We start from the raw sequence: 19,067 nt of genomic DNA on the forward strand, positions 1-19,067 counted from the left end.
CGCCGAACGCCAGCGCCGCTGGCGCGGGCCGGGCAACGAGAGAACCCGCTTCCCTCGTTGCCTGCTTTCGCAGGTGTAGATCAAGCAACACCACGCGGCACCGCATCTAGGCGCCACGTAGCAAGACCCGCCAGAACGCCGAAGCGTGCCGGCACCGGATCCCGCCCACTGGACGGGATCCTGCTTTCCCCGACGGGCGCAACAGCCCGCGGCATTCCGGCCAGGACGGCCGGATCCGGACCATCCGCAGTCCACAGCGTCAACGCCGGGATGGCGACAGCGAAATCCAGCAGTTCCAACATTCACTTAGGAATCGATCGCCATGCGCCACCAGAAAGCCGGCCGCAAGTTCAGCCGCACCAGCGCCCACCGCGATGCCATGTTCACCAACATGGCGGCGTCGCTGATCAAGACGGGCCTGATCCGTACCACGCTCCCGAAGGCCAAGGAGCTCCGCCGCGTCGCCGAGCCGCTCATCACCCTCGGCAAGGTCGACGGTGTCGCCAATCGCCGCCTCGCTTTCTCGCGCCTGCGCGACAAGGAAGCGGTGGGCAAGCTGTTCATCGAGCTCGGCCCGCGTTACCGCGAACGTCCGGGCGGGTACCTGCGCATCCTCAAGTGCGGCTTCCGCGCCGGCGACAACGCGCCGATGGCGTACGTCGAGCTCGTCGACCGTCCGGATGCGGCGCAGTAAGCAGCATTGAAATCGATCGGCGACTTCGGTGGCCGATCGCGACGAAAACCCCGGCTCGCGCCGGGGTTTTTGCTTTTTCGGGGCGATATGGCGAGATTGATCGCAGCTACTCGCGCCGCGCAGTAGTGCGGGCGCAGGGTAGCTGCGGCGGGGCGTAGACGTGTCGCGACGCTACCATCAGCCGCGGACTGCTTCGGCGACGCGTGACCTAAGAGGTCGACATCGCGATACCTCGCATGTGGGAGCCGCGTCGTGCCGAGACACCGACGCGCAAGCCGCGACGCCGGGTTCGGCGTCGAAGTCGGAGTCGCATGGCGCGATGGCCCCGCCGTCGAGCGCGTCGCAGCTGACAGCAGCGTTGGTCGACATCCAGGATCACCGCAACTGAACGCCGGGCAGCGCGCCGCGAAAAACACCGACACTCATGCGCTCCCGCGCTTTGCGTCCCGCGCGCTGCCCTGCGACCATGGACGCATCCGGGGATCACGCTGCCTTATGGCTCTCAATCCGTTCCGCGCTTCGTTCCGCGTCCAGTTCCTGCTGGGCTTCCTCGCCTGCTGTGCGCTCATGGCGTACGCGCTTTACGCCGAGCACGTGCTCAAGCTCGAGCCGTGCCCGCTGTGCATCTTCCAGCGCATCGCGGTGATGTCGCTGGGCGTCGTCTTTCTGATCGGCGGACTCGTTGGCCCGAAGCGGCCGGCCGGCCGTCGCTCGTGGGGTGTGCTGGCGCTGATCCCCGCGATTGCCGGCGCCGCCGTGGCCGGTCGTCACGTGTGGATCCAGCACCTGCCGCCGGATCAGGTGCCGTCGTGCGGGCCGCCGTTCGCGTTCCTTCGCGAGACGCTGCCGTTCATCCAGCTCATCCGGAAAGTACTGACCGGTGACGGTCAATGCGCGAAGATCGAGTGGACGTTCCTCGGCCAGTCGATGCCGGTTTGGACGCTGATCAGTTTCGTAGTGCTGGCGTTGTGGATCGCATTCGCTGCGTTCCGTCGAAGGTGAGAAAAATGGCAACGAACGACAACCTGCAGGCCGTGACGCTTCCCCGCGAGTGGAATGCGCAGTCGTGGCGTGCGCGCCCGGCGATGCAGATGCCGCAGTATCCGGACGCCGGCGAGTTCGAGTCCGCGCTCGCCGAACTGCACCGGCTGCCGCCGCTGGTGACGTCGTGGGAAATCCTGAGCCTCAAGCAGCAGCTTGCCGAGGCACAGGAAGGCAAGCGCTTCCTGTTGCAGGGCGGTGACTGTGCGGAAAACTTCGACGAATGCTCGTCGGACGTCATCTCCAATCGCCTCAAGGTGCTGCTGCAGATGTCGCTCGTGCTCGTGCACGGCATGCGCAAGCCGGTGGTGCGCGTCGGCCGTTTCGCGGGCCAGTACGCCAAGCCGCGGTCGGCCGACATGGAGACGATCGACGGCGTGAGCCTGCCGAGCTATCGCGGCGACATCGTCAATGCGCCGGCATTCACGCCCGAGGCGCGCCGTCCCGATCCGCGTCGCATGATCAAGGCGCATGCGCGATCGGCGATGACGATGAACTTCGTCCGCGCGCTGATCGACGGCGGCTTCGCCGACCTGCATCACCCGGAGTACTGGGATCTCGGCTGGGTCGGCCATTCGCCGCTCGCCGACGAATACCGCCGCATGGTCGCCGCGATCGGCGATGCGGTGCGCTTCATGGAGACGCTGTCCGGCGCCGAGGTGCACAACCTCAATCGCGTCGATTTCTACACGTCGCACGAAGCGTTGCTGCTGCCGTACGAGGAAGCGATGACGCGGCAGGTGCCGCGCAACTGGGGATGGTTCGATCTCGGCACGCATTTCCCGTGGATCGGCATGCGTACGGCGCAGATCGACGGCGCACACGTCGAATTCCTGCGCGGCATCCGCAACCCGATCGCGGTGAAGATCGGGCCGTCGGTGACGCCGGACATGCTGCTCAGGCTGGTCGATGTGCTGAATCCCGAAGACGAAGCGGGACGGCTCACTTTCATCCATCGCATGGGTGCGTCGCAGATCGCGGAGAAGCTGCCGCCATTGCTCGACGCGATGCGTCGCGACGGTCGCCGCGTGCTGTGGGTATGCGACCCGATGCACGGCAATACCGAGTCGACGGCGAATGGTTACAAGACGCGTCGTTTCGCAAACATCGCGACCGAAGTGGATGCGTCGTTCGACCTGCACGCCGCGGCCGGAACGCGCCTGGGTGGCGTGCATCTCGAGCTCACGGGCGAAGACGTCACCGAATGCCTCGGCGGCGCGCGCGAGCTCACCGAGATCGACCTGGAGCGCGCGTATCGCAGCAGCGTGGATCCGCGACTGAACTACGAACAGGCGCTGGAAATCGCGATGCTCATCGTGCGCAAGCAGACGCAGATCAGCGCGCCGGTGTAAGCGCCGACGTCGGCCTAAGGAAGAGCTTCATCCGCGGCCCTGCGATCAAACGATCGCGGGGCTGTTCTTTTTGTGACAGATGGGCGATCAGTGTTCGGTCGTCGCCACGTCGTCGATCGTGGGGAGAAAGCGCGGCGCCGTGCGCGCATGCGTCGCCTGTTCGAACGAATACGCGAGTTCGATCAGTCGCGGCTCGCTCCATTTCTTGCCGAGGAACACCAGGCCGAGCGGAAGCCCGTGCGCGTCGCCCATCGGCACGCTGATGCTCGGATAGCCGGCGACGGCTGCAGCACCATAACCGGCGCCGCTGAAGTGATCGCCGAGCACGGTATCGATGCGCCACGACGGCCCGGTCGCCGGCGCGACCAGTGCATCAAGCTTCTGCCGCTTGAGCGCGGCATCGATGCCCTGCGGCCCGGCAAGGCGGCGGGCGGTGTCGCGCGCCGACTTGTACTTCGCTGACGAAAGCGCTGGAGCCTTCAGTGCCTGCTCGAACAGCTCCTGCCCGAAGTACGGCATCTCCTGCGATTCGTGCGTTCGGTTGAATTCGACGATGTCGCCCAGGCGACGCACCGGCGCGTCGCCGGCGGCGAGATAGGACTCGAGGCCCGGGCGGAATTCGGACAGCAGCACGGCGTTCTCGGCGTCGTCCCACTTGCCTGCGGTCGGGATGGACGTCTCGACGATGGTCGCGCCCGCGGCCTTGAGCGCTTCGATCGCGCGATCGAATGCGGCGTCGACTTCCGGGTGGTAGCCCGCGCTCTTGCGGAGCACGCCGATGCGCGCGCCCTGCAGCGCGTCGCGCTTGAGGTGCGCGGTGTAGTCGACGGATTTCGGTCGCGACTTGCCACCGTTCGCCGCATCTTTCGGATCAGGTGCGGCGATCGCCGACAGCAGCGCGGCCGCGTCGGCGACGCTGCGCGCCATCGGGCCGGCGGTGTCCTGGCTCGCGGAGATCGGCACGATGCCCTTGCGGCTCACCAGGCCCACCGTTGGCTTCATGCCGACCACGCCGGTCACCGACGCGGGGCAGATGATGCTGCCGTCGGTCTCGGTGCCGATGGTTGCGGCGGCGAGGCTCGCTGCGGCGGCGGTGCCGCTGCCGGAACTCGATCCGCAGGGGTTGCGATCGAGCGCGTACGGGTTCCGCGTCTGCCCGCCGACCGCGCTCCAGCCGGAGATCGAACGCGTCGAGCGGAAGTTCGCCCACTCGCTGAGGTTGGTCTTGCCGAGGATCACCGCGCCGGCAGCGCGCAGGCGTTGCACGAGGAACGCATCGCGCGACGGGTGATAGTCCGAGAGTGCAAGCGAACCCGCGGTGGTCGCCATCGGCGTCGCGTCGATGTTGTCCTTGATCAGGATCGGAATGCCGTGCAACGGGCCGCGCACGTGGCCGTTACGGCGCTCCTCATCGAGCGTGTCGGCTTCGCGCAGCGCGTCGGGATTGAGTGCGAGCACCGCGTTGAGTCGCGGGCCGTCATCGTCGAGCGCGGCGATGCGGTCGAGGTAGCCCTGCGTCAATGCATGGCTGGTCAACCCGTCGGTCGACATGCGCTTCTGCAACGTCGCGATGTCGGCGTCTTCGAACGGGAAATGGAAACCGATCGCCGAGGGGGCGGTGACGGTCATGGTCGGACCGCTGCCTTCGGGTTCCGGAGGCGGCGCGGTGGCGCAACCGACGAGCGTCAGCGTGAGGAGGAGAGCAGGCGGTGCGCGGCGCATGGCGGTCTCCGGCGGGGACACGCCAGCATCCGACGATGCGCTCAGACGGGCAAGCGGGCTCGACGGCGGAACAGGTCTCGCGCCAGCACGTAGACCACGACGACGTTGACGACGAGCAGCGTCATCGCCGGCCAGCCGGGGTGGTGCCAGAGCGCGTAGACGTCGAACGGCAGGTAGATCGCGGCGGCGACGCAGCCGAGCCACGACGCCCACGCCTTGTCACGCCACAGGCCCCACGCTTCGACCGCGTGCAGCAGGCCGTAACCGGCCGCGATCGCGGCGGTCGCATGCACCGCACCGGCGCTGATGGCGTTGGCGAGCCACGCCAGCGGGCCGTCGGTCGAACTCAGCTCGAAATGGCGGATCAGCGCATGCACCGCGCTGCGCAGCGGCAGCGGGCCGAGGATCTCCAGCCCGCTCGCCGCAAGCAGCGCGAGCAGGCCCTTGGAGCCTTCGACCAGTGCGATCACGCGCAGCCCGGGATGGGCGCGCGGATTCGTGTTGTACGGGCGGGGGTGGTCCGTCACCGGCGCGAGTGTACCGGCTCAGCCCTTGCGCGATTCGCGCTTGCGGTCGGTTTCCGTCAGGAACTTCTTGCGCAGACGGATTTCCTTCGGCGTGACCTCGACCAGTTCGTCGTCCTCGATGAAGTCCAGCGCCTGCTCCAGCGTGTACTTGATCGCCGGGCTCAGCTGGATCGCGTCGTCCTTGCCCGAAGCGCGCATGTTGGTCAGCGGCTTGGTCTTGATGGCATTGACGGTGAGGTCGTTGTCCTTCGAGTGGATGCCGATCAGCTGGCCCTCGTAGACCATGTCGCCTTCCGCGGCGAACAGGCGGCCGCGTTCCTGCAGCGGTCCAAGCGAATACGCGGGCGTCGCGCCGGCGGCATTGGCGATCAGCACGCCGTTGATGCGCTTGGCGATCGCGCCCTGTTCCTTCGGGCCGTAGTGGTCGAACACGTGGAACAGCAGGCCCGAGCCCTGGGTCAGCGTCCGGAACTCGTTCTGGAAGCCGATCAGGCCACGCGCCGGGATCATGTAATCCAGGCGCACGCGGCCCTTGCCGTCGGATTCCATGTTCTTTAGCTGCGCCTTGCGGGTGCCCAACTTCTCCATGACGCCGCCCTGGTGCTGCTCTTCGATGTCGACGACGAGTTGCTCAACCGGCTCCATCATCTGCCCGTCGATCTCCTTGATGATGACTTCCGGGCGCGACACCGCGAGCTCGAAGCCTTCGCGACGCATGTTCTCGATCAGCACCGACAGGTGCAGCTCGCCGCGGCCGGACACGAGGAACTTGTCCGGGTCGGAACCTTCCTCGACCTTCAGCGCGACGTTGTGAAGCGTCTCGCGCTCGAGGCGCTCGCGCAGCTGGCGGCTGGTGAGGAACTTGCCGCCGGAAAGATCCTTGTTACCCGCGAACGGCGAGTTGTTGACCTGGAACGTCATCGAGATCGTCGGCTCGTCGACGGTGAGCGCCGGCAGCGCTTCCGGCGCGTCGAGCGCGCAGACGGTGTCGGAGATGCTGAGGTCCTGCACGCCGGAGATCGCGATGATGTCGCCGGCTTCCGCTTCCGGCACTTCGATGCGCTCAAGGCCCATGAATCCGAGCACCTGCAGCACCTTGCCCTGGCGCTTCTTGCCTTCGCGGTCGACGACGCTGACCGGCATGTTCGTACGCACCTTGCCGCGCTGCACGCGACCGACGCCGATCAGGCCGACGAAGTTGCTGTAGTCCAGCTGGCTGATGCGCATCTGGAACGGGCCGTCCGGATCGACCTTCGGCGGCTCGACGTGCTTCATGATCGCTTCGTAGAGCGGCGTCATGTCGCCGCTGCGCGCCTGATCGTCGAGGCTCGCGTAACCGTGCAGCGCGGACGCGTACACGATCGGGAAGTCGAGCTGTTCGTTGGTCGCGCCGAGCTTGTCGAACAGGTCGAACACCTGGTCGATCACCCAGTCCGGGCGCGCGCCCGGGCGGTCGATCTTGTTGACGACGACGATCGGCTTGAAGCCCATCGCGAACGCCTTCTGCGTGACGAAGCGCGTCTGCGGCATCGGGCCGTCCATCGCGTCGACGAGGATCAGCACGGAGTCGACCATCGACAGCACGCGCTCGACCTCGCCACCGAAGTCGGCGTGGCCCGGGGTGTCGACGATGTTGATGCGATTGCCGTTCCAGGTGATCGCGGTGTTCTTCGAAAGGATCGTGATGCCACGTTCCTTTTCCTGGTCGTTGCTGTCCATGACGCGCTCGGCGAGCACGGTGCGCTCGTTGAACGTGCCGGACTGCTTGAGAAGGCAATCGACGAGGGTGGTCTTGCCATGGTCGACGTGGGCGACGATGGCGATGTTGCGCAGGCGTTCGATAGACATGCGAAGAGACGCCTTAAGGCGCAAGCTGAGAAGGGAAGCCGGCTATTATAGCGGTCTAGTCGCCGTCGACGCCCGTCATGTCTGAACAGCCGTCCGTACTGCCGTTTCCGCGCTGGCTGATCGTGGTCGACACCGTCGCCGCGCTGTGCATCGTGGCCGGCCTGTTGCTGCGCAATGGCGTCATCGATGGGTCTGCGCTGCCGCGCGGTACCGATCTGCTGCTGCTCGCGCTGGGCGGCCTCGGCATCGTCGGCTGCGGCGCGCAGTTCGCCCGCTACGCGCTGGCGACCGCCGCCGCCTCCAAATCCTCCCGCTGACCCTCCCCCAGGAGTTTCCATGTCCCTCATCGCCAACTTCGACACCGACCGCGGTCCGATCCGCGTCGAGCTCGCCGCCGACAAGGCGCCGCTCACGGTCGCCAACTTCGTCAACCTGGCCAAGCGCGGCTTCTACGATGGCCTGTCGTTCCACCGCGTCATCAACGACTTCATGATCCAGGGCGGCTGCCCCAAGGGCACCGGCACCGGTGGCCCGGGCTACAAGTTCGAGGACGAGGCGCGCAACGGCCTGTCGCACGACCGTGGCGTGCTCTCGATGGCCAACGCCGGCCCGAACACCAACGGCAGCCAGTTCTTCATCACCCACGTGTCGACGCCGTGGCTCGACGGCAAGCACACCGTGTTCGGCAAGGTGCTGGAAGGGCAGGACATCGTCGACTCGGTGAAGCAGGGCGACATCATCCGCTCGGTCAAGATCGAGGGCGACACCGACGCCGTGCTGGCCGCGAAGGCCGACCGCGTCGCCGAGTGGAACAAGACGCTCGACGCCAACGCCCGTCCGTAAGTCGTTCGTCCGCGGCGCCCGCCGGTGACCCCGGCGGGCGTCGTCGCGTCCGGGCCGCTCGGCGCCGGCGCGATAGTTTCACGTGATACCATTTCGCCCCTGTTCCGGCCCCTGCGCCGTCGCGCCTCGGCTGGCCTTCACCGCCGTATTTTTCGAGGTTCCGCGATGCCCCGTCTCGCCTCGCGCATTGGCCGCGCCAAACCCAGCGCGATCATGCAGGTCGCCGAAAAGGCCAAGCGTCTCAAGGCCGAAGGCCGCGACATCATCAGCTTCTCGATCGGCGTCCCGAACTTCCTGCCCGGCCCGCATGTCTACGAGGCCGCCGCCAATGCGCTCAAGCACGACAGCGGCCAGTACGGCAGCAACCGCGGCCCCGACGCGCTGATCGACGCGTTCCTCGCGCACATGGCCGAAGTCGGCCTGACCGGCTACACGCGCGCCAACTGCGCGACCGGCATCGGCGCCAAGCACGTCATCTACAACCTCTGCGAATCGCTGCTCGACGAAGGCGACACCATCGCGTTCCCGACGCCGTACTGGACGAGCTATCTCGACATCGCCGAGATCGTCAACGCGAAGATCGACCTGCTGCCGTGCCCGGCCGAACAGAACTACAAGTTGACTCCCGCGCAGCTCGACGCCGCGCTCGCGAAGAAGCCGCGCGTGTTCCTGTTCAACAACCCGTCGAACCCGACCGGCATGGTCTATTCGAAGGACGAGATCACCGCGCTCGCCGACGTCATCGCGAAGTACCCGGAAACGTGGGTCATCACCGACGACATCTACAACCGCATGGTGTTCGACGGCATCGGCTATCACAACTTCGTGCAGGCCCGCCCGGAGCTGCGTGACCGCGTGATCTTCATCGATTCGCTGAGCAAGACCTACGGCATGCCGGGCTGGCGCGTGGGCTTCATGGCGGGGCCGGAAGTCGTTGCGCAGGCCGTGGTGACGATGAACTCGAACCACATCACCAACCTGCCCGAAGTGACGAACGCCGCCGCGGTCGCCGCGCTCACCGGCCCGCAGGACATCCCGCAGCAGAAGTGCGCGGAATTCCAGGCCAAGCGCGACCAGGTCATGGCGGTGATGGACAGCATCGCCGGCCTCAAGTGCCCGCGTCCACAGGGTGCGTTCTACGTGTTTCCCGACGTGAGCTTCGCGTTCGGCAAGACGCATGGCCCGAGCGGCGCGAAGATCGGCGGCGACGTCGACTTCTGCAACGCGCTGCTCGAAGCCAAGGGCGTCGCCTGCGTGCCGGGCTCCGCGTTCGGTGCGCCCACCGCGCTGCGCATCAGCTACACCTGCCCGACACCGCAGCTGCAGCCCGGCCTCGACCGCTTCCGCGAATTCTGCGCCGAGCTCGCTTGATCGATGGACGCGGAAGCCCTGAGCTCCGCGTCCAAGCCGTCGGGCAAGACCGACGGCATCCAGGAACATTCGCGTCATAACCCCACACACGTTCCACGGAGTTCCTTCATGAAGACCCCCGTCCGCGTCGCCGTCACCGGTGCAGCCGGCCAGATCGGTTACTCGCTGCTGTTCCGCATCGCGTCCGGCGAAATGCTCGGCAAGGATCAGCCCGTCATCCTGCAGATGCTTGAACTGCCGATGGAGAAGGCGCAAGCCGCGCTCAAGGGCGTGATGATGGAGCTCGAGGACTGCGCGTTCCCGCTGCTCGCCGGCATGGTCGGTACGGACGATGCGGAAGTCGCGTTCAAGGACGCCGACATCGCGCTGCTCGTCGGTGCGCGTCCGCGCGGCCCGGGCATGGAGCGCAAGGACCTGCTGCTGGAGAACGCGAAGATCTTCACCGCGCAGGGCGCGGCGCTGAACAAGGTCGCGAGCCGCAACGTGAAGGTGCTGGTCGTGGGCAACCCGGCGAACACGAATGCGTACATCGCGATGAAGTCGGCGCCGGACCTGCCGGCGAAGAACTTCACCGCGATGCTGCGACTCGATCACAACCGCGCGCTGTCGCAGCTCGCGAACAAGGCCGGCGTAGCTGTTGGCGACATCGACAAGCTGGTCGTGTGGGGCAACCACTCGCCGACGATGTATCCGGACTACCGCTTCGCCACCGTCAACGGCGTGTCGCTGAAGGACAAGATCAACGACGCCGACTGGAACGCGAACGAGTTCATCCCGAAGGTCGGCAAGCGCGGCGCCGCGATCATCGAAGCGCGCGGTCTCTCGTCGGCGGCGTCGGCGGCCAATGCGGCCATCGACCACATCCGCGACTGGGTGCTCGGCAGCAACGGCAAGTGGGTGACGATGGGCGTGCCGTCGGATGGCAGCTACGGCATCCCGGAAGGCGTGATGTACGGCGTGCCGGTGACGACCGCCAACGGCGAGTACACCCGCGTGACCGACCTGCCGATCGACGAGTTCAGCCGCGCGGCGATGGACAAGACGCTGGCCGAGCTGGAAGAAGAGCGGCAGGGCGTGGCGCACCTGCTGTAACGCGCAACGACGAAGGCGGCCACGGTCGCCTTCGTCGCTTTGGCAGTCGGCGATGCATGAGGTCGCCATCGCCCGCGGACATCGCGGGCCGCAATCGATGAGGTCGCAATGACGCAACAGTCCGCCGGCGCGCGTTTCCGTGCCGCCCTGTCCGAAGAATCCCCGCTGCAGGTGATGGGCGCGATCACGGCCTACGCCGGCCTGATGGCCAGGCGCACGGGGTACAAGGCGCTCTATCTCTCCGGCGGTGGCGTTGCAGCCAATTCGCTCGGTGTGCCTGACCTCGGCATCTCGACGATGGAGGACGTGCTCACCGACGCGCGCCGCATCGTCGACGCCACGCAGCTCCCGCTGCTGGTGGACATCGACACGGGTTGGGGCGGCGCGTTCAATATCGCGCGCACCATCCGTTCGTTCGAGCGCGTCGGCGTGGCTGCCGTGCACATGGAGGACCAGGTCGGGCAGAAGCGCTGCGGCCATCGACCGGGCAAGGAAGTGGTGACGAAGGCCGAGATGGTCGATCGCGTGAAGTCGGCGGTCGATGCCCGCACTGACGCGAGCTTCGTGATCATGGCGCGCACCGACGCCGCCGCGGTCGAAGGCGTCGACGCGGCGATCGAACGCGCGCAGGCTTACGTCGAAGCCGGCGCCGACATGATCTTCCCGGAGGCGATGAACTCGCTCGACGACTACCGCAAGTTCAAGGCCGCGGTGAAGGTGCCGATCCTCGCCAACCTCACCGAGTTCGGCTCGACGCCGTTCTTCACCACCGACGAGCTGCGCGACGCCGGCGTCGACATTGCCCTGTACTGCTGCGGCGCGTACCGCGCGATGAACAAGGCCGCGCTGAATTTCTACGAGACCGTGCGCCGCGAAGGCACGCAGAAGAACATCATCGACACGCTGCAGACCCGCGCCCAGCTGTACGACTTCCTCGGCTATCACGCCTACGAGGACAAGCTCGACCAGCTCTTCGCGACGTCGAAGAACGATTGATCCGACGCAGCCGCGCGACGCGGCTGCATGTAGTCCGCTTCCGCATCGCGGACGCCGCAATGAGAGAAACGACATGAGCGAGCAAGTGCTCCCGAAGGCCAAGAAGTCCGTCGCGCTGTCCGGCACCGCCGCGGGCAACACCGCGCTGTGCACGGTCGGCCGCAGCGGCAACGACCTGCATTACCGCGGCTACGACATCCACGACCTCGCCACCAAGTCGACGTTCGAGGAGGTCGCGCACCTTCTCGTGCACGGCACGCTGCCCACCACGTCGCAGCTGCGCGCGTACAAGGCCAAGCTCAAGCGCCTGCGTGGCCTGCCGGCGATCGTGTCCGAAGCGCTGGAGCTGGTGCCCGCCAACGCGCACCCGATGGACGTGCTGCGCACCGGCTGTTCGGTGCTCGGTACCGTGCTGCCGGAGCGCGAAGGCCATCCGGCGTCGGAAGCGCGCGACATCGCCGACAAGCTGATCGCGAGTTTCGGTTCGATGCTGCTGTACTGGTGGCATTTCACCCGCAACGGCGAGCGCATCGAAGTGCAGACCGACGACGATTCGGTCGCCGCGCACTTCCTGCACCTGCTGCACGGCGAGCGCCCGTCGTCGTTGCACGCCGATTCGCTCGACAAGTCGCTGATCCTCTACGCCGAGCACGAGTTCAACGCGTCGACGTTCACCGCGCGCGTGATCGCAGGCACGGGTTCGGACCTGCATTCGTGCATCACCGGCGCGATCGGTGCGCTGCGCGGCCCCAAGCATGGCGGCGCGAACGAAGTGGCGATGGACATCATCAGCCGCTACGCAACGCCCGAGGAAGCGGAAACCGATATCCGTGCACGCATGGAACGCAAGGAGATCGTCATCGGCTTCGGCCACCCGGTCTACACGATCGGCGACCCGCGCAATCCGATCATCAAGGAAATCTCGCGCAAGCTCTGCGCCGACGGCGGCAACACCACGCTGTTCGATGTGTCCGAGCGCATCGAGAACCTGATGATGGACACCAAAAAGATGTTCCCGAACCTCGACTGGTACAGCGCGTCGGCCTATCACATGATGGGAATCCCGACGCCGATGTTCACGCCGCTGTTCGTCATCGCACGCACAACCGGCTGGAGCGCGCACGTGATCGAGCAGCGCGAGGACGGCAAGATCATCCGGCCGAGCGCGAACTACATCGGCCCGGAAGATCGCGAGTACGTGGCGATCGACAAGCGCTGATCGATGCCCGACGGCGCGCCCTACTCGGTACATGCGCTGGCGATCGTTACGGCGATCGCCGCGGTGATGGCGGCGGGCGCGATCAACTTCGAGGGCATGAAGTGGCTGGGCGAGCGCCATAACCGGCACCGTCAGCGCATCGGCGGCCCCGTCGGTCGCCACCACATGCTGTGGATGGTGTTCGGCCTGCTCGGCCTGCACGTGCTGGCGATGCTGGTGTTCGGCGTCGGCTACTGGGCGCTGTTGCGGGTGCCCGAAGCCGGCAGCATCGACGGCGCGCACCGCGCGAACGTGTTCGATGCGTTCTACCTGTCGGCGATGACGTATTCGACCGTGGGCTTTGGCGATCTCACGCCGAAGGGACCGATCCGCTGGCTCGCCGGCGCGGAGGCGCTGGTCGGCTTGATGATGATCGCGTGGTCCGCGTCGTTCGCGTTCCTGGAGATGTCGCGCCACTGGCGCGACGATCTCCGTTGAGTAGCCGGCGCGACGGAGGTCGTCGCGCGGCGCCCAAGTCTCAGGCGAGGCCTTCCGCCTTCAAAGCGGCCTGCACACCGGCATCGGCGTCCATGCGGCGCACGAACGCCGCCAGGTTGTCGAAGCCGGACAGGTCGACACCCGTCTTCGAGGCCCAGCGCAAGGTGATGTAGAGATACGGATCGGCGTAGCTGCGGAAGCCGGCGATCCACTCGCGGCCTTCGAGCTGTTTTTCCGCACGCTCGTAAATGCCCCGCAGCCTCTTGCGCGCGATCGCTTTCACCGTATCGAACTGCGACTCGTCGTCGATGAAGCGCGCCGGCCCGAACAGCGGGTGGAACGCGGGGTGCACGTCGGCATTGCAGAACGCGAGCCATCGATTGGCTTCCGCGCGCTGGCGGGGCGTGCCGTCGCCACCGAGGCCGGACGTCGGATACAGATCGGCGATGTAGCCGACGATCGCGGCGTTCTGCGTCAGCACGAAGTCGCCGTCTTCGAGCGCGGGCACCGCGCCGACCAGATTGATGGCGAGGTAGGGCGGCGACTTCATCTCCTCGGCCGTCAGCACCTGCACGCTGAAGGGCGCACCGGACCAGTGCAGCGAGATGTGGCAGGCGGTCGAGCAGGCGCCGGGCTTCGTGTAGAGCTTCATGGACGACTCCAGTGGACGGGACCGCCGACTATCCGGCCATCCGCGGCCTTACGGCAACGCGATGGCTGCAATGAATGGTTGCGTGGATGAGGTTGCGGCCGCTTAGAGCGCGGCGGCCACCCGGCTTCCCTGCGCGATCGCGCGTTTCGCGTCGAGCTCCGCCGCGACGTCCGCACCGCCGATGACGTGCACGTCGCGGCCCGCCGCGCGTAGCGGCGCTTCCAGCGGGTTGTTCGACAACTGTCCCGCGCAGATCACGACGTTGTCGACCTCGAGCGTGCGCGGCTGGCCGTCGACAGTGATGTGGAAGCCGGCGTGGTCGAAGCGCACGTACTGGACGCCGCCGAGCGCCTGCACGTCGCGCGACTTGAGACTCGCGCGATGGATCCAGCCGGTGGTCTTGCCCAGACGTGCGCCCGGCTTGCCGGCGGTGCGCTGCAGCAGCCAGATCGCGCGTGCGACCGGCGGCTTCTGCGGCGGGCGCAGACCGCCGGCGACGTCGGTGTAGTCGATGTCCACGCCCCATTCGCGACGCCAGGCCTCGACGTCGACGGACGGCGACACGCCGTCATGCGCGAGGAACTCCGCGACGTCGTAGCCGATGCCGCCCGCGCCGACGATCGCGACGCGTGGGCCGACCGCGACACGACCGGCGAGCACGTCGTCGTAGCGCAGCACGCGCGGATCGTCGTGGCCGGGAAACTCGACAGGGCGGGGCACGACGCCGGTGGCGAGGACGACGCTGTCGAAGCCGGCGAGTGTTTCGTCGGTCGCGCGGATCGACGTGCGCAGATCGACGCCATCGATCCCGATGCGTCGACGGTAATAGCGGATCGTCTCGTCGAATTCTTCCTTGCCGGGAATGCGACGCGCGAGGTTGAACTGGCCACCGATGTCGTCCGCGGCTTCGAACAGCGTCACGTCGTGTCCGCGTTGCGCAGCGACCGTCGCACACGCAAGGCCCGCGACGCCTGCACCCACGACGGCGACGCGCCTGGGCGTCGTCGTACGCGCGTAGACCAGTTCGGTTTCATGGCATGCACGCGGGTTGACCAGGCAGGTCGCGCGCTTGTTCTGGAACACGTGGTCGAGACACGCCTGGTTGCATGCGATGCAGGTGTTGATCTCGTCGCTGCGACCGTCGCGCGCCTTGGCGACCCACTGCGGATCGGCAAGCAGCGGTCGCGCCATCGACACCATGTCGGCTGCGCCGCTCGCGAGAATGCGCTCGGCGATCTCGGGCATGTTGATGCGGTTGGTGGCGACCAGCGGAACGCGGACGTGCGGCTTCAGGCGTGCGGTAATGTCGACGAACGCGGCGCGCGGAACGGATGTCGCGATCGTCGGAACGCGCGCTTCATGCCAGCCGATGCCGGTGTTGATGATCGTCGCGCCCGCGGCTTCGATCGCCTGCGCCTGCTGTACCACCTCGTCCCACCGGAGCGCGTTGTCGACGAGGTCGAGCATCGAGAGCCGATAGATGACGATGAAATCGGGACCGCAGGCTTCGCGGATACGTCCGACGATCTCGACGGCGAAACGCATGCGCTTGCCCGCGTCGCCGCCCCAGGCGTCATCACGCTTGTTGGTGCGGGGCGCGGTGAACTGGTTGACCAGATAGCCTTCCGAGCCCATCACCTCCACGCCGTCGTAGCCGGCTTCGCGCGCAAGCACCGCCGAGCGTACGAACGCACGGATCTGCCGCTCGACGCCGCGCGACGACAGCGCTGTCGGCTTGAACGGATTGATCGGCGCCTTGATCGCGCTCGGCGCGACCTGCAACGGGTGGTAGCCGTAGCGACCGGCATGGAGGATCTGCAGGCAGATGCGTGCGTCGTGCGCGTGCACCGCCGATGTCACCTGCCGATGTCGGCGCACGTGCCACGGCATCGACAACGTGCCCGACAACGGCTTGAGCCAGCCGCGCACGTTCGGCGCGAAGCCGCCGGTCACCATCAGTCCGACGCCGCCTTCCGCGCGTTCGGCGAAGTACGCAGCGAGCTTGGGGAAATCGCGCGCATGGTCCTCGAGTCCCGTATGCATCGATCCCATCAGCACGCGATTGCGAAGCGTGCAGAAGCCCAGGTCGAGTGGGGCGAACAGGTGCGGAAAGCGCGGGTGCGGCGCGTCGGTCATTCGTCGATACGTCTGCGTACGGTGCGCGCACGATGCCGCGAAAGCGGGTGTTGGGCAAGGCGGCGACGCGCACGGGCTGGAGGACGCCGCGAAAACAAGAGGCAGGCCGCTCGGGCCGAGTTGGACGCGACGGAAAACCGTCGCGAAAGTCGCGCATCAGGGTGCGCGTGATGTGTCGTCGAATGCGCTTTGCGTCTTAGCACTTAATGAAAACCCACTGAAAAAGGCCACTTCGGGAACTTCGGAAATTGTTAGGGGGCAGTTAACAGCGCCTTCACAGCGCCGCTTCTAGGCTCCGCGCCGATGGCTTTGTTCAGTTAGCCGTCTCGCACGGTCGGAACACGCTGACGCGGATTCCCCCCTCCCGATCCCCCTAGGAGCTCGTACAAGATGAACAAGAAACTCCTCTGCGCCGCCCTCTTCGGTGGTTTGTCGCTGGCGCAGGCCGCTCAGGCCCAGACGTTCGACGACCGCTGGTACATCACCGGTTCCGCCGGCTTCAATCTGCAGGACAGCGATCGCGGCACGCGCAACGCCCCGTTCGGCACGATCGGCTTCGGCAAGATGTTCAACCCGCTGTGGTCGTGGGACATCGAAGCCAACTACCAGAACCCGCGCGCTGACTACAACCAGGATCTCTGGTGGAGCCAGTACGGCGTTTCGTTCGACGTCCGCCGCCACTTCATCGCGGAAGGCCGCGCCTGGAACCCGTACGTCGTGATGGGTCTCGGGTGGCAGAAGTCGGAAGAAGAATTCGATCCGTCGAACCCGCTGATCCCGGCGCGCTTCACGCGTGATGGCGCTCCGAGCCAGCGTGAAGACAGCCACGTCGCCGGCAAGGTCGGCGTCGGCCTGCAGGGTGACGTCGGTCGCGTGAAGCTGCGCACCGAACTCGCCGTCCGCCTCGACGCGGACGACGACAGCGTCGGCGCGCTGCTGCAGGACAACGACCACGACGACGGCTCGGATTGGTTCCATGACGTTCTGGCCTCGGTCGGCGTCGTGATCCCGCTCGGTCCGCCGCCGGCGGCTCCGGTCGCCCCGGCTCCGGTTCCGACCTGCGCCGACAAGGACGACGACGGCGACGGCGTGAACAACTGCGACGACAAGTGCCCGGGTTCGACGGCGGGTCAGGCCGTGGGTCCGGACGGCTGCGCGGTTCCGCTGACGATCGACCTGAAGGGCGTGAACTTCGACTTCGACAAGTCGACGCTGCGTCCGGACGCGATCGCGATCCTCGACGAGGCGGTCTCGATCCTCGGCCGTTACCCGGCGCTGCGCGTTGAAGTCGCGGGTCACACCGACCTGTGCGGCACCGATGCGTACAACCAGTCGCTGTCGGAGCGTCGCGCCCGTGCGGTGTACGACTACCTGACGAGCCACGGCATCGACGCGTCGCGTCTGGCCGGCCCGACCGGTTACGGCGAGAGCCGTCCGCTGGAGAACACCCCGCAGACGCTGCCGGCGTGTAAGAACGAGCGTAACCGTCGTACCGAGCTGAACGTCCAGAACCAGTAAGACGTCCGGTTCACCGCTGCACCCGAAGCCCGGCCTTGCGCCGGGCTTCTTTTTTTTGCGACGCGCCCGGCCGCAAGATGCCCCGCGATCGGCATCGAACCGACGCGTGGATACCGAATCGCAGCGGCGAAACGACTTGAAGCAAGGCGCTACGCGTATTCGCCAACCACCTGCGATCGCGAACTGCCGAGTCCGGCAAACGCGCTTTCACGAAACGCGACGTATGCTGTCGGCCTGAATCGGTCGCCGGAGATCGCCATGCGTCGCCTCGTCCTTGTGTCCCTCGTGCTTGCCAGCGGAAGCGCGTTCGCGCAGGACGCCTGCACCGGGCTCGCGCGTTCGACCACCGCGCCCGTTTCGGCGCCCGCGCTCGCGCCCGAACTCGTCGCGCCGGCGCCGCAGCTCGGCGCGCCCAGTGGCGTTCTTGCGCAGGCGTTCGACCAGACGCAGACGGTCGACGCAATCCTGTTGCGCATCCGCATCGACAAGTGTCGTTCCATGGCGACGTCGACCAAGCCGGGCCAGTTCGTGCCGGGCATGGATCCGGCCTCGTACAAGCCGCAGACCCAGTTCGACAACACGCCGTGGCGGTTCGACATGAACCAGAACGGCAAGCGCATGACCGCCGATGAATTCGACGCGTGGATGAAGGCACGCGGCGTGCGTGTCGCGAAGGGCGCGCAGCCCGCTCCGCCTCCACCTCCGCCGCCGGTGGACGCCGACAAGAAGTAAGCCTTCATGCCGCCAGCGGTGCCGCGCCACGGGTTGGCGCGCGTGCTTTCAAAGCGCGGGCTGTGCTCGCGTACGCAGGCTGCGGAGTGGATCCGCGACGGCCGCGTTGCCGTCAACGGGCGCGTCGTTCGCGACCCCGAATTCCCCGTGCGCATGGACGCCGACCGGGTCGATGTGCGCGACCTCGCCGCCGCCGCCGCATTACCGATCTACATCGCACTCAACAAGCCGCGCGGCCTGGTGACCACCGCGCGCGACGAGCGCGGACGCGACACCGTGTATCGGTGCTTCGACGGCGCGAACCTGCCATGGATCGCGCCGGTCGGTCGGCTCGACAAGGCGAGCGAAGGCCTGCTGTTGTTCTCGAACGACCCGCGCTGGGCATCGTCGATCACCGACCCTGCCAGTGGTCCGCAAAAGACCTATCACGTGCAGACCGATCGCATTCCGGACGCGGCTACCCTGCACGCGATGCAGTCCGGTGTCGACGTCGACGACGAGCGGCTCGCTGCCGCGAACGCGACATTGCTGCGCAGCGGCGCGCGCAACGCATGGCTGGAAATCACGCTCGACGAAGGTCGCAACCGGCACATCAGGCGCCTGCTCGAAGCCTTCGACATCGGCGTGCTGCGACTGGTGCGTGTCGCGATCGGTACGCTCCCGCTTGGCGAGCTCGCCAAGGGCGCATGGCGGCCGTTGACTGCCGACGAAGCCCGGGCACTCGGCCCGATCCGTGCCGTCGGCGATGTGAAGGCCCCGTCGACATTTTCTTCAGATCGCCGGGCGTAGCGTCCGTCGACCGCTGCGGCCGGTGCACGTGGCGGTCCCGCCTCGCACCGCCGGAGTC

The 19,067-nt window shown here is 66.8% G+C and carries 18 protein-coding genes; 13 read left to right on the forward strand and 5 right to left on the reverse strand.

The genetic code is table 11. From position 1 onward, the window contains the following. Positions 1 to 322 precede the first annotated feature (322 nt). The 3 genes from rplQ (at position 323) to ACKTTN_RS04685 (ending at position 3,087) form a co-directional block, all read left to right on the forward strand. A complete protein-coding gene (rplQ, locus tag ACKTTN_RS04675) occupies positions 323 to 694 on the forward strand; it encodes a 50S ribosomal protein L17 (RefSeq protein ID WP_407908729.1) in 372 nt (123 codons plus the stop codon). Between the two features lie 495 nt (positions 695 to 1,189). Beyond that, entirely contained in the window at positions 1,190 to 1,696 is a 507-nt protein-coding gene (locus ACKTTN_RS04680) for a disulfide bond formation protein B (protein ID WP_407908730.1), read from the forward strand. A 5-nt stretch (positions 1,697 to 1,701) separates the two neighbouring features. Continuing rightward, the gene (locus tag ACKTTN_RS04685; RefSeq protein ID WP_407908731.1) at positions 1,702 to 3,087 is read left to right on the forward strand and encodes a class II 3-deoxy-7-phosphoheptulonate synthase; all 1,386 of its coding nucleotides are present in this window, start codon (positions 1,702 to 1,704) and stop codon (positions 3,085 to 3,087) included. Positions 3,088 to 3,174: 87 nt separating this feature from the next. Here ACKTTN_RS04685 and ACKTTN_RS04690 read toward each other — a convergent pair whose 3' ends face one another. Genes ACKTTN_RS04690 through typA form a run of 3 tightly spaced genes read right to left on the reverse strand, consistent with a single transcriptional unit; the run spans position 3,175 to position 7,184 of the window. Further along, positions 3,175 to 4,809: an amidase gene (locus ACKTTN_RS04690; RefSeq protein WP_407908732.1), complete on the reverse strand. Its 1,635-nt coding sequence runs from the start codon at positions 4,807 to 4,809 to the stop codon at positions 3,175 to 3,177. A gap of 41 nt (positions 4,810 to 4,850) precedes the next feature. Then, entirely contained in the window at positions 4,851 to 5,336 is a 486-nt protein-coding gene (locus ACKTTN_RS04695; protein WP_407908733.1) for a DUF2127 domain-containing protein, read from the reverse strand. Between the two features lie 18 nt (positions 5,337 to 5,354). After that, complete coding sequence (gene typA / locus ACKTTN_RS04700; RefSeq protein ID WP_407908734.1) at positions 5,355 to 7,184, reverse strand: translational GTPase TypA; 1,830 nt, start codon at positions 7,182 to 7,184, stop codon at positions 5,355 to 5,357. Between the two features lie 77 nt (positions 7,185 to 7,261). On the opposite strand from typA, the gene ACKTTN_RS04705 reads away from it, so the two are divergent. The 7 genes from ACKTTN_RS04705 to ACKTTN_RS04735 all read left to right on the forward strand — a co-directional run bounded on the left by ACKTTN_RS04705 (position 7,262) and on the right by ACKTTN_RS04735 (position 13,182). Continuing rightward, entirely contained in the window at positions 7,262 to 7,501 is a 240-nt protein-coding gene (locus tag ACKTTN_RS04705; RefSeq protein WP_407908735.1) for a hypothetical protein, read from the forward strand. A gap of 19 nt (positions 7,502 to 7,520) precedes the next feature. Beyond that, positions 7,521 to 8,027 (forward strand): peptidylprolyl isomerase, encoded by a 507-nt coding sequence (locus ACKTTN_RS04710; RefSeq protein WP_407908736.1) that lies wholly within the window; start codon positions 7,521 to 7,523, stop codon positions 8,025 to 8,027. Positions 8,028 to 8,192: 165 nt separating this feature from the next. Then, entirely contained in the window at positions 8,193 to 9,398 is a 1,206-nt protein-coding gene (locus ACKTTN_RS04715; RefSeq protein ID WP_407908737.1) for a pyridoxal phosphate-dependent aminotransferase, read from the forward strand. Between the two features lie 108 nt (positions 9,399 to 9,506). After that, positions 9,507 to 10,490 (forward strand): malate dehydrogenase, encoded by a 984-nt coding sequence (locus ACKTTN_RS04720; RefSeq protein ID WP_407908738.1) that lies wholly within the window; start codon positions 9,507 to 9,509, stop codon positions 10,488 to 10,490. Between the two features lie 108 nt (positions 10,491 to 10,598). Further along, positions 10,599 to 11,486, forward strand: a complete 888-nt coding sequence (gene prpB / locus ACKTTN_RS04725) for a methylisocitrate lyase (protein WP_407908739.1) — start codon at positions 10,599 to 10,601, stop codon at positions 11,484 to 11,486. 73 nt (positions 11,487 to 11,559) lie between these two features. Then, entirely contained in the window at positions 11,560 to 12,705 is a 1,146-nt protein-coding gene (gene prpC, locus ACKTTN_RS04730) for a bifunctional 2-methylcitrate synthase/citrate synthase (protein ID WP_407908740.1), read from the forward strand. Positions 12,706 to 12,708: 3 nt separating this feature from the next. Beyond that, positions 12,709 to 13,182, forward strand: a complete 474-nt coding sequence (locus tag ACKTTN_RS04735; protein WP_407908741.1) for a potassium channel family protein — start codon at positions 12,709 to 12,711, stop codon at positions 13,180 to 13,182. Between the two features lie 40 nt (positions 13,183 to 13,222). Here ACKTTN_RS04735 and ACKTTN_RS04740 read toward each other — a convergent pair whose 3' ends face one another. After that, positions 13,223 to 13,834 (reverse strand): glutathione S-transferase family protein, encoded by a 612-nt coding sequence (locus ACKTTN_RS04740; RefSeq protein WP_407908742.1) that lies wholly within the window; start codon positions 13,832 to 13,834, stop codon positions 13,223 to 13,225. Between the two features lie 102 nt (positions 13,835 to 13,936). Beyond that, on the reverse strand, positions 13,937 to 15,970 hold the full coding sequence (locus tag ACKTTN_RS04745; protein ID WP_407908743.1) for an FAD-dependent oxidoreductase: 2,034 nt from the start codon (positions 15,968 to 15,970) through the stop codon (positions 13,937 to 13,939). A 390-nt stretch (positions 15,971 to 16,360) separates the two neighbouring features. Between ACKTTN_RS04745 and ACKTTN_RS04750 the strand changes: the two genes are divergently transcribed. The 3 genes from ACKTTN_RS04750 to ACKTTN_RS04760 all read left to right on the forward strand — a co-directional run bounded on the left by ACKTTN_RS04750 (position 16,361) and on the right by ACKTTN_RS04760 (position 19,009). Further along, entirely contained in the window at positions 16,361 to 17,488 is a 1,128-nt protein-coding gene (locus ACKTTN_RS04750; RefSeq protein WP_407908744.1) for an OmpA family protein, read from the forward strand. A 258-nt stretch (positions 17,489 to 17,746) separates the two neighbouring features. Next, positions 17,747 to 18,220 (forward strand): hypothetical protein, encoded by a 474-nt coding sequence (locus tag ACKTTN_RS04755; RefSeq protein WP_407908745.1) that lies wholly within the window; start codon positions 17,747 to 17,749, stop codon positions 18,218 to 18,220. Between the two features lie 6 nt (positions 18,221 to 18,226). Continuing rightward, entirely contained in the window at positions 18,227 to 19,009 is a 783-nt protein-coding gene (locus ACKTTN_RS04760) for a pseudouridine synthase (RefSeq protein ID WP_407908746.1), read from the forward strand. The last annotated feature ends 58 nt before the right edge of the window (positions 19,010 to 19,067 follow it).

This window comes from Lysobacter claricitrinus (assembly GCF_045866565.1).
GTDB classification, from domain to species: domain Bacteria; phylum Pseudomonadota; class Gammaproteobacteria; order Xanthomonadales; family Xanthomonadaceae; genus Cognatilysobacter; species Cognatilysobacter claricitrinus.

Bases quoted from the DNA above. Each gene is read 5' to 3' on its own strand.
- rplQ (WP_407908729.1), top strand. From the start codon at position 323: ATGCGCCACCAGAAAGCCGGCCGCAAGTTCAGCCGCACCAGCGCCCAC.
- ACKTTN_RS04680 (WP_407908730.1), top strand. From the start codon at position 1,190: ATGGCTCTCAATCCGTTCCGCGCTTCGTTCCGCGTCCAGTTCCTGCTG.
- ACKTTN_RS04685 (WP_407908731.1), top strand. From the start codon at position 1,702: ATGGCAACGAACGACAACCTGCAGGCCGTGACGCTTCCCCGCGAGTGG.
- ACKTTN_RS04690 (WP_407908732.1), bottom strand. From the start codon at position 4,809: ATGCGCCGCGCACCGCCTGCTCTCCTCCTCACGCTGACGCTCGTCGGT.
- typA (WP_407908734.1), bottom strand. From the start codon at position 7,184: ATGTCTATCGAACGCCTGCGCAACATCGCCATCGTCGCCCACGTCGAC.
- ACKTTN_RS04705 (WP_407908735.1), top strand. From the start codon at position 7,262: ATGTCTGAACAGCCGTCCGTACTGCCGTTTCCGCGCTGGCTGATCGTG.
- ACKTTN_RS04710 (WP_407908736.1), top strand. From the start codon at position 7,521: ATGTCCCTCATCGCCAACTTCGACACCGACCGCGGTCCGATCCGCGTC.
- ACKTTN_RS04715 (WP_407908737.1), top strand. From the start codon at position 8,193: ATGCCCCGTCTCGCCTCGCGCATTGGCCGCGCCAAACCCAGCGCGATC.
- ACKTTN_RS04720 (WP_407908738.1), top strand. From the start codon at position 9,507: ATGAAGACCCCCGTCCGCGTCGCCGTCACCGGTGCAGCCGGCCAGATC.
- prpB (WP_407908739.1), top strand. From the start codon at position 10,599: ATGACGCAACAGTCCGCCGGCGCGCGTTTCCGTGCCGCCCTGTCCGAA.
- prpC (WP_407908740.1), top strand. From the start codon at position 11,560: ATGAGCGAGCAAGTGCTCCCGAAGGCCAAGAAGTCCGTCGCGCTGTCC.
- ACKTTN_RS04735 (WP_407908741.1), top strand. From the start codon at position 12,709: ATGCCCGACGGCGCGCCCTACTCGGTACATGCGCTGGCGATCGTTACG.
- ACKTTN_RS04740 (WP_407908742.1), bottom strand. From the start codon at position 13,834: ATGAAGCTCTACACGAAGCCCGGCGCCTGCTCGACCGCCTGCCACATC.
- ACKTTN_RS04745 (WP_407908743.1), bottom strand. From the start codon at position 15,970: ATGACCGACGCGCCGCACCCGCGCTTTCCGCACCTGTTCGCCCCACTC.
- ACKTTN_RS04750 (WP_407908744.1), top strand. From the start codon at position 16,361: ATGAACAAGAAACTCCTCTGCGCCGCCCTCTTCGGTGGTTTGTCGCTG.
- ACKTTN_RS04755 (WP_407908745.1), top strand. From the start codon at position 17,747: ATGCGTCGCCTCGTCCTTGTGTCCCTCGTGCTTGCCAGCGGAAGCGCG.
- ACKTTN_RS04760 (WP_407908746.1), top strand. From the start codon at position 18,227: ATGCCGCCAGCGGTGCCGCGCCACGGGTTGGCGCGCGTGCTTTCAAAG.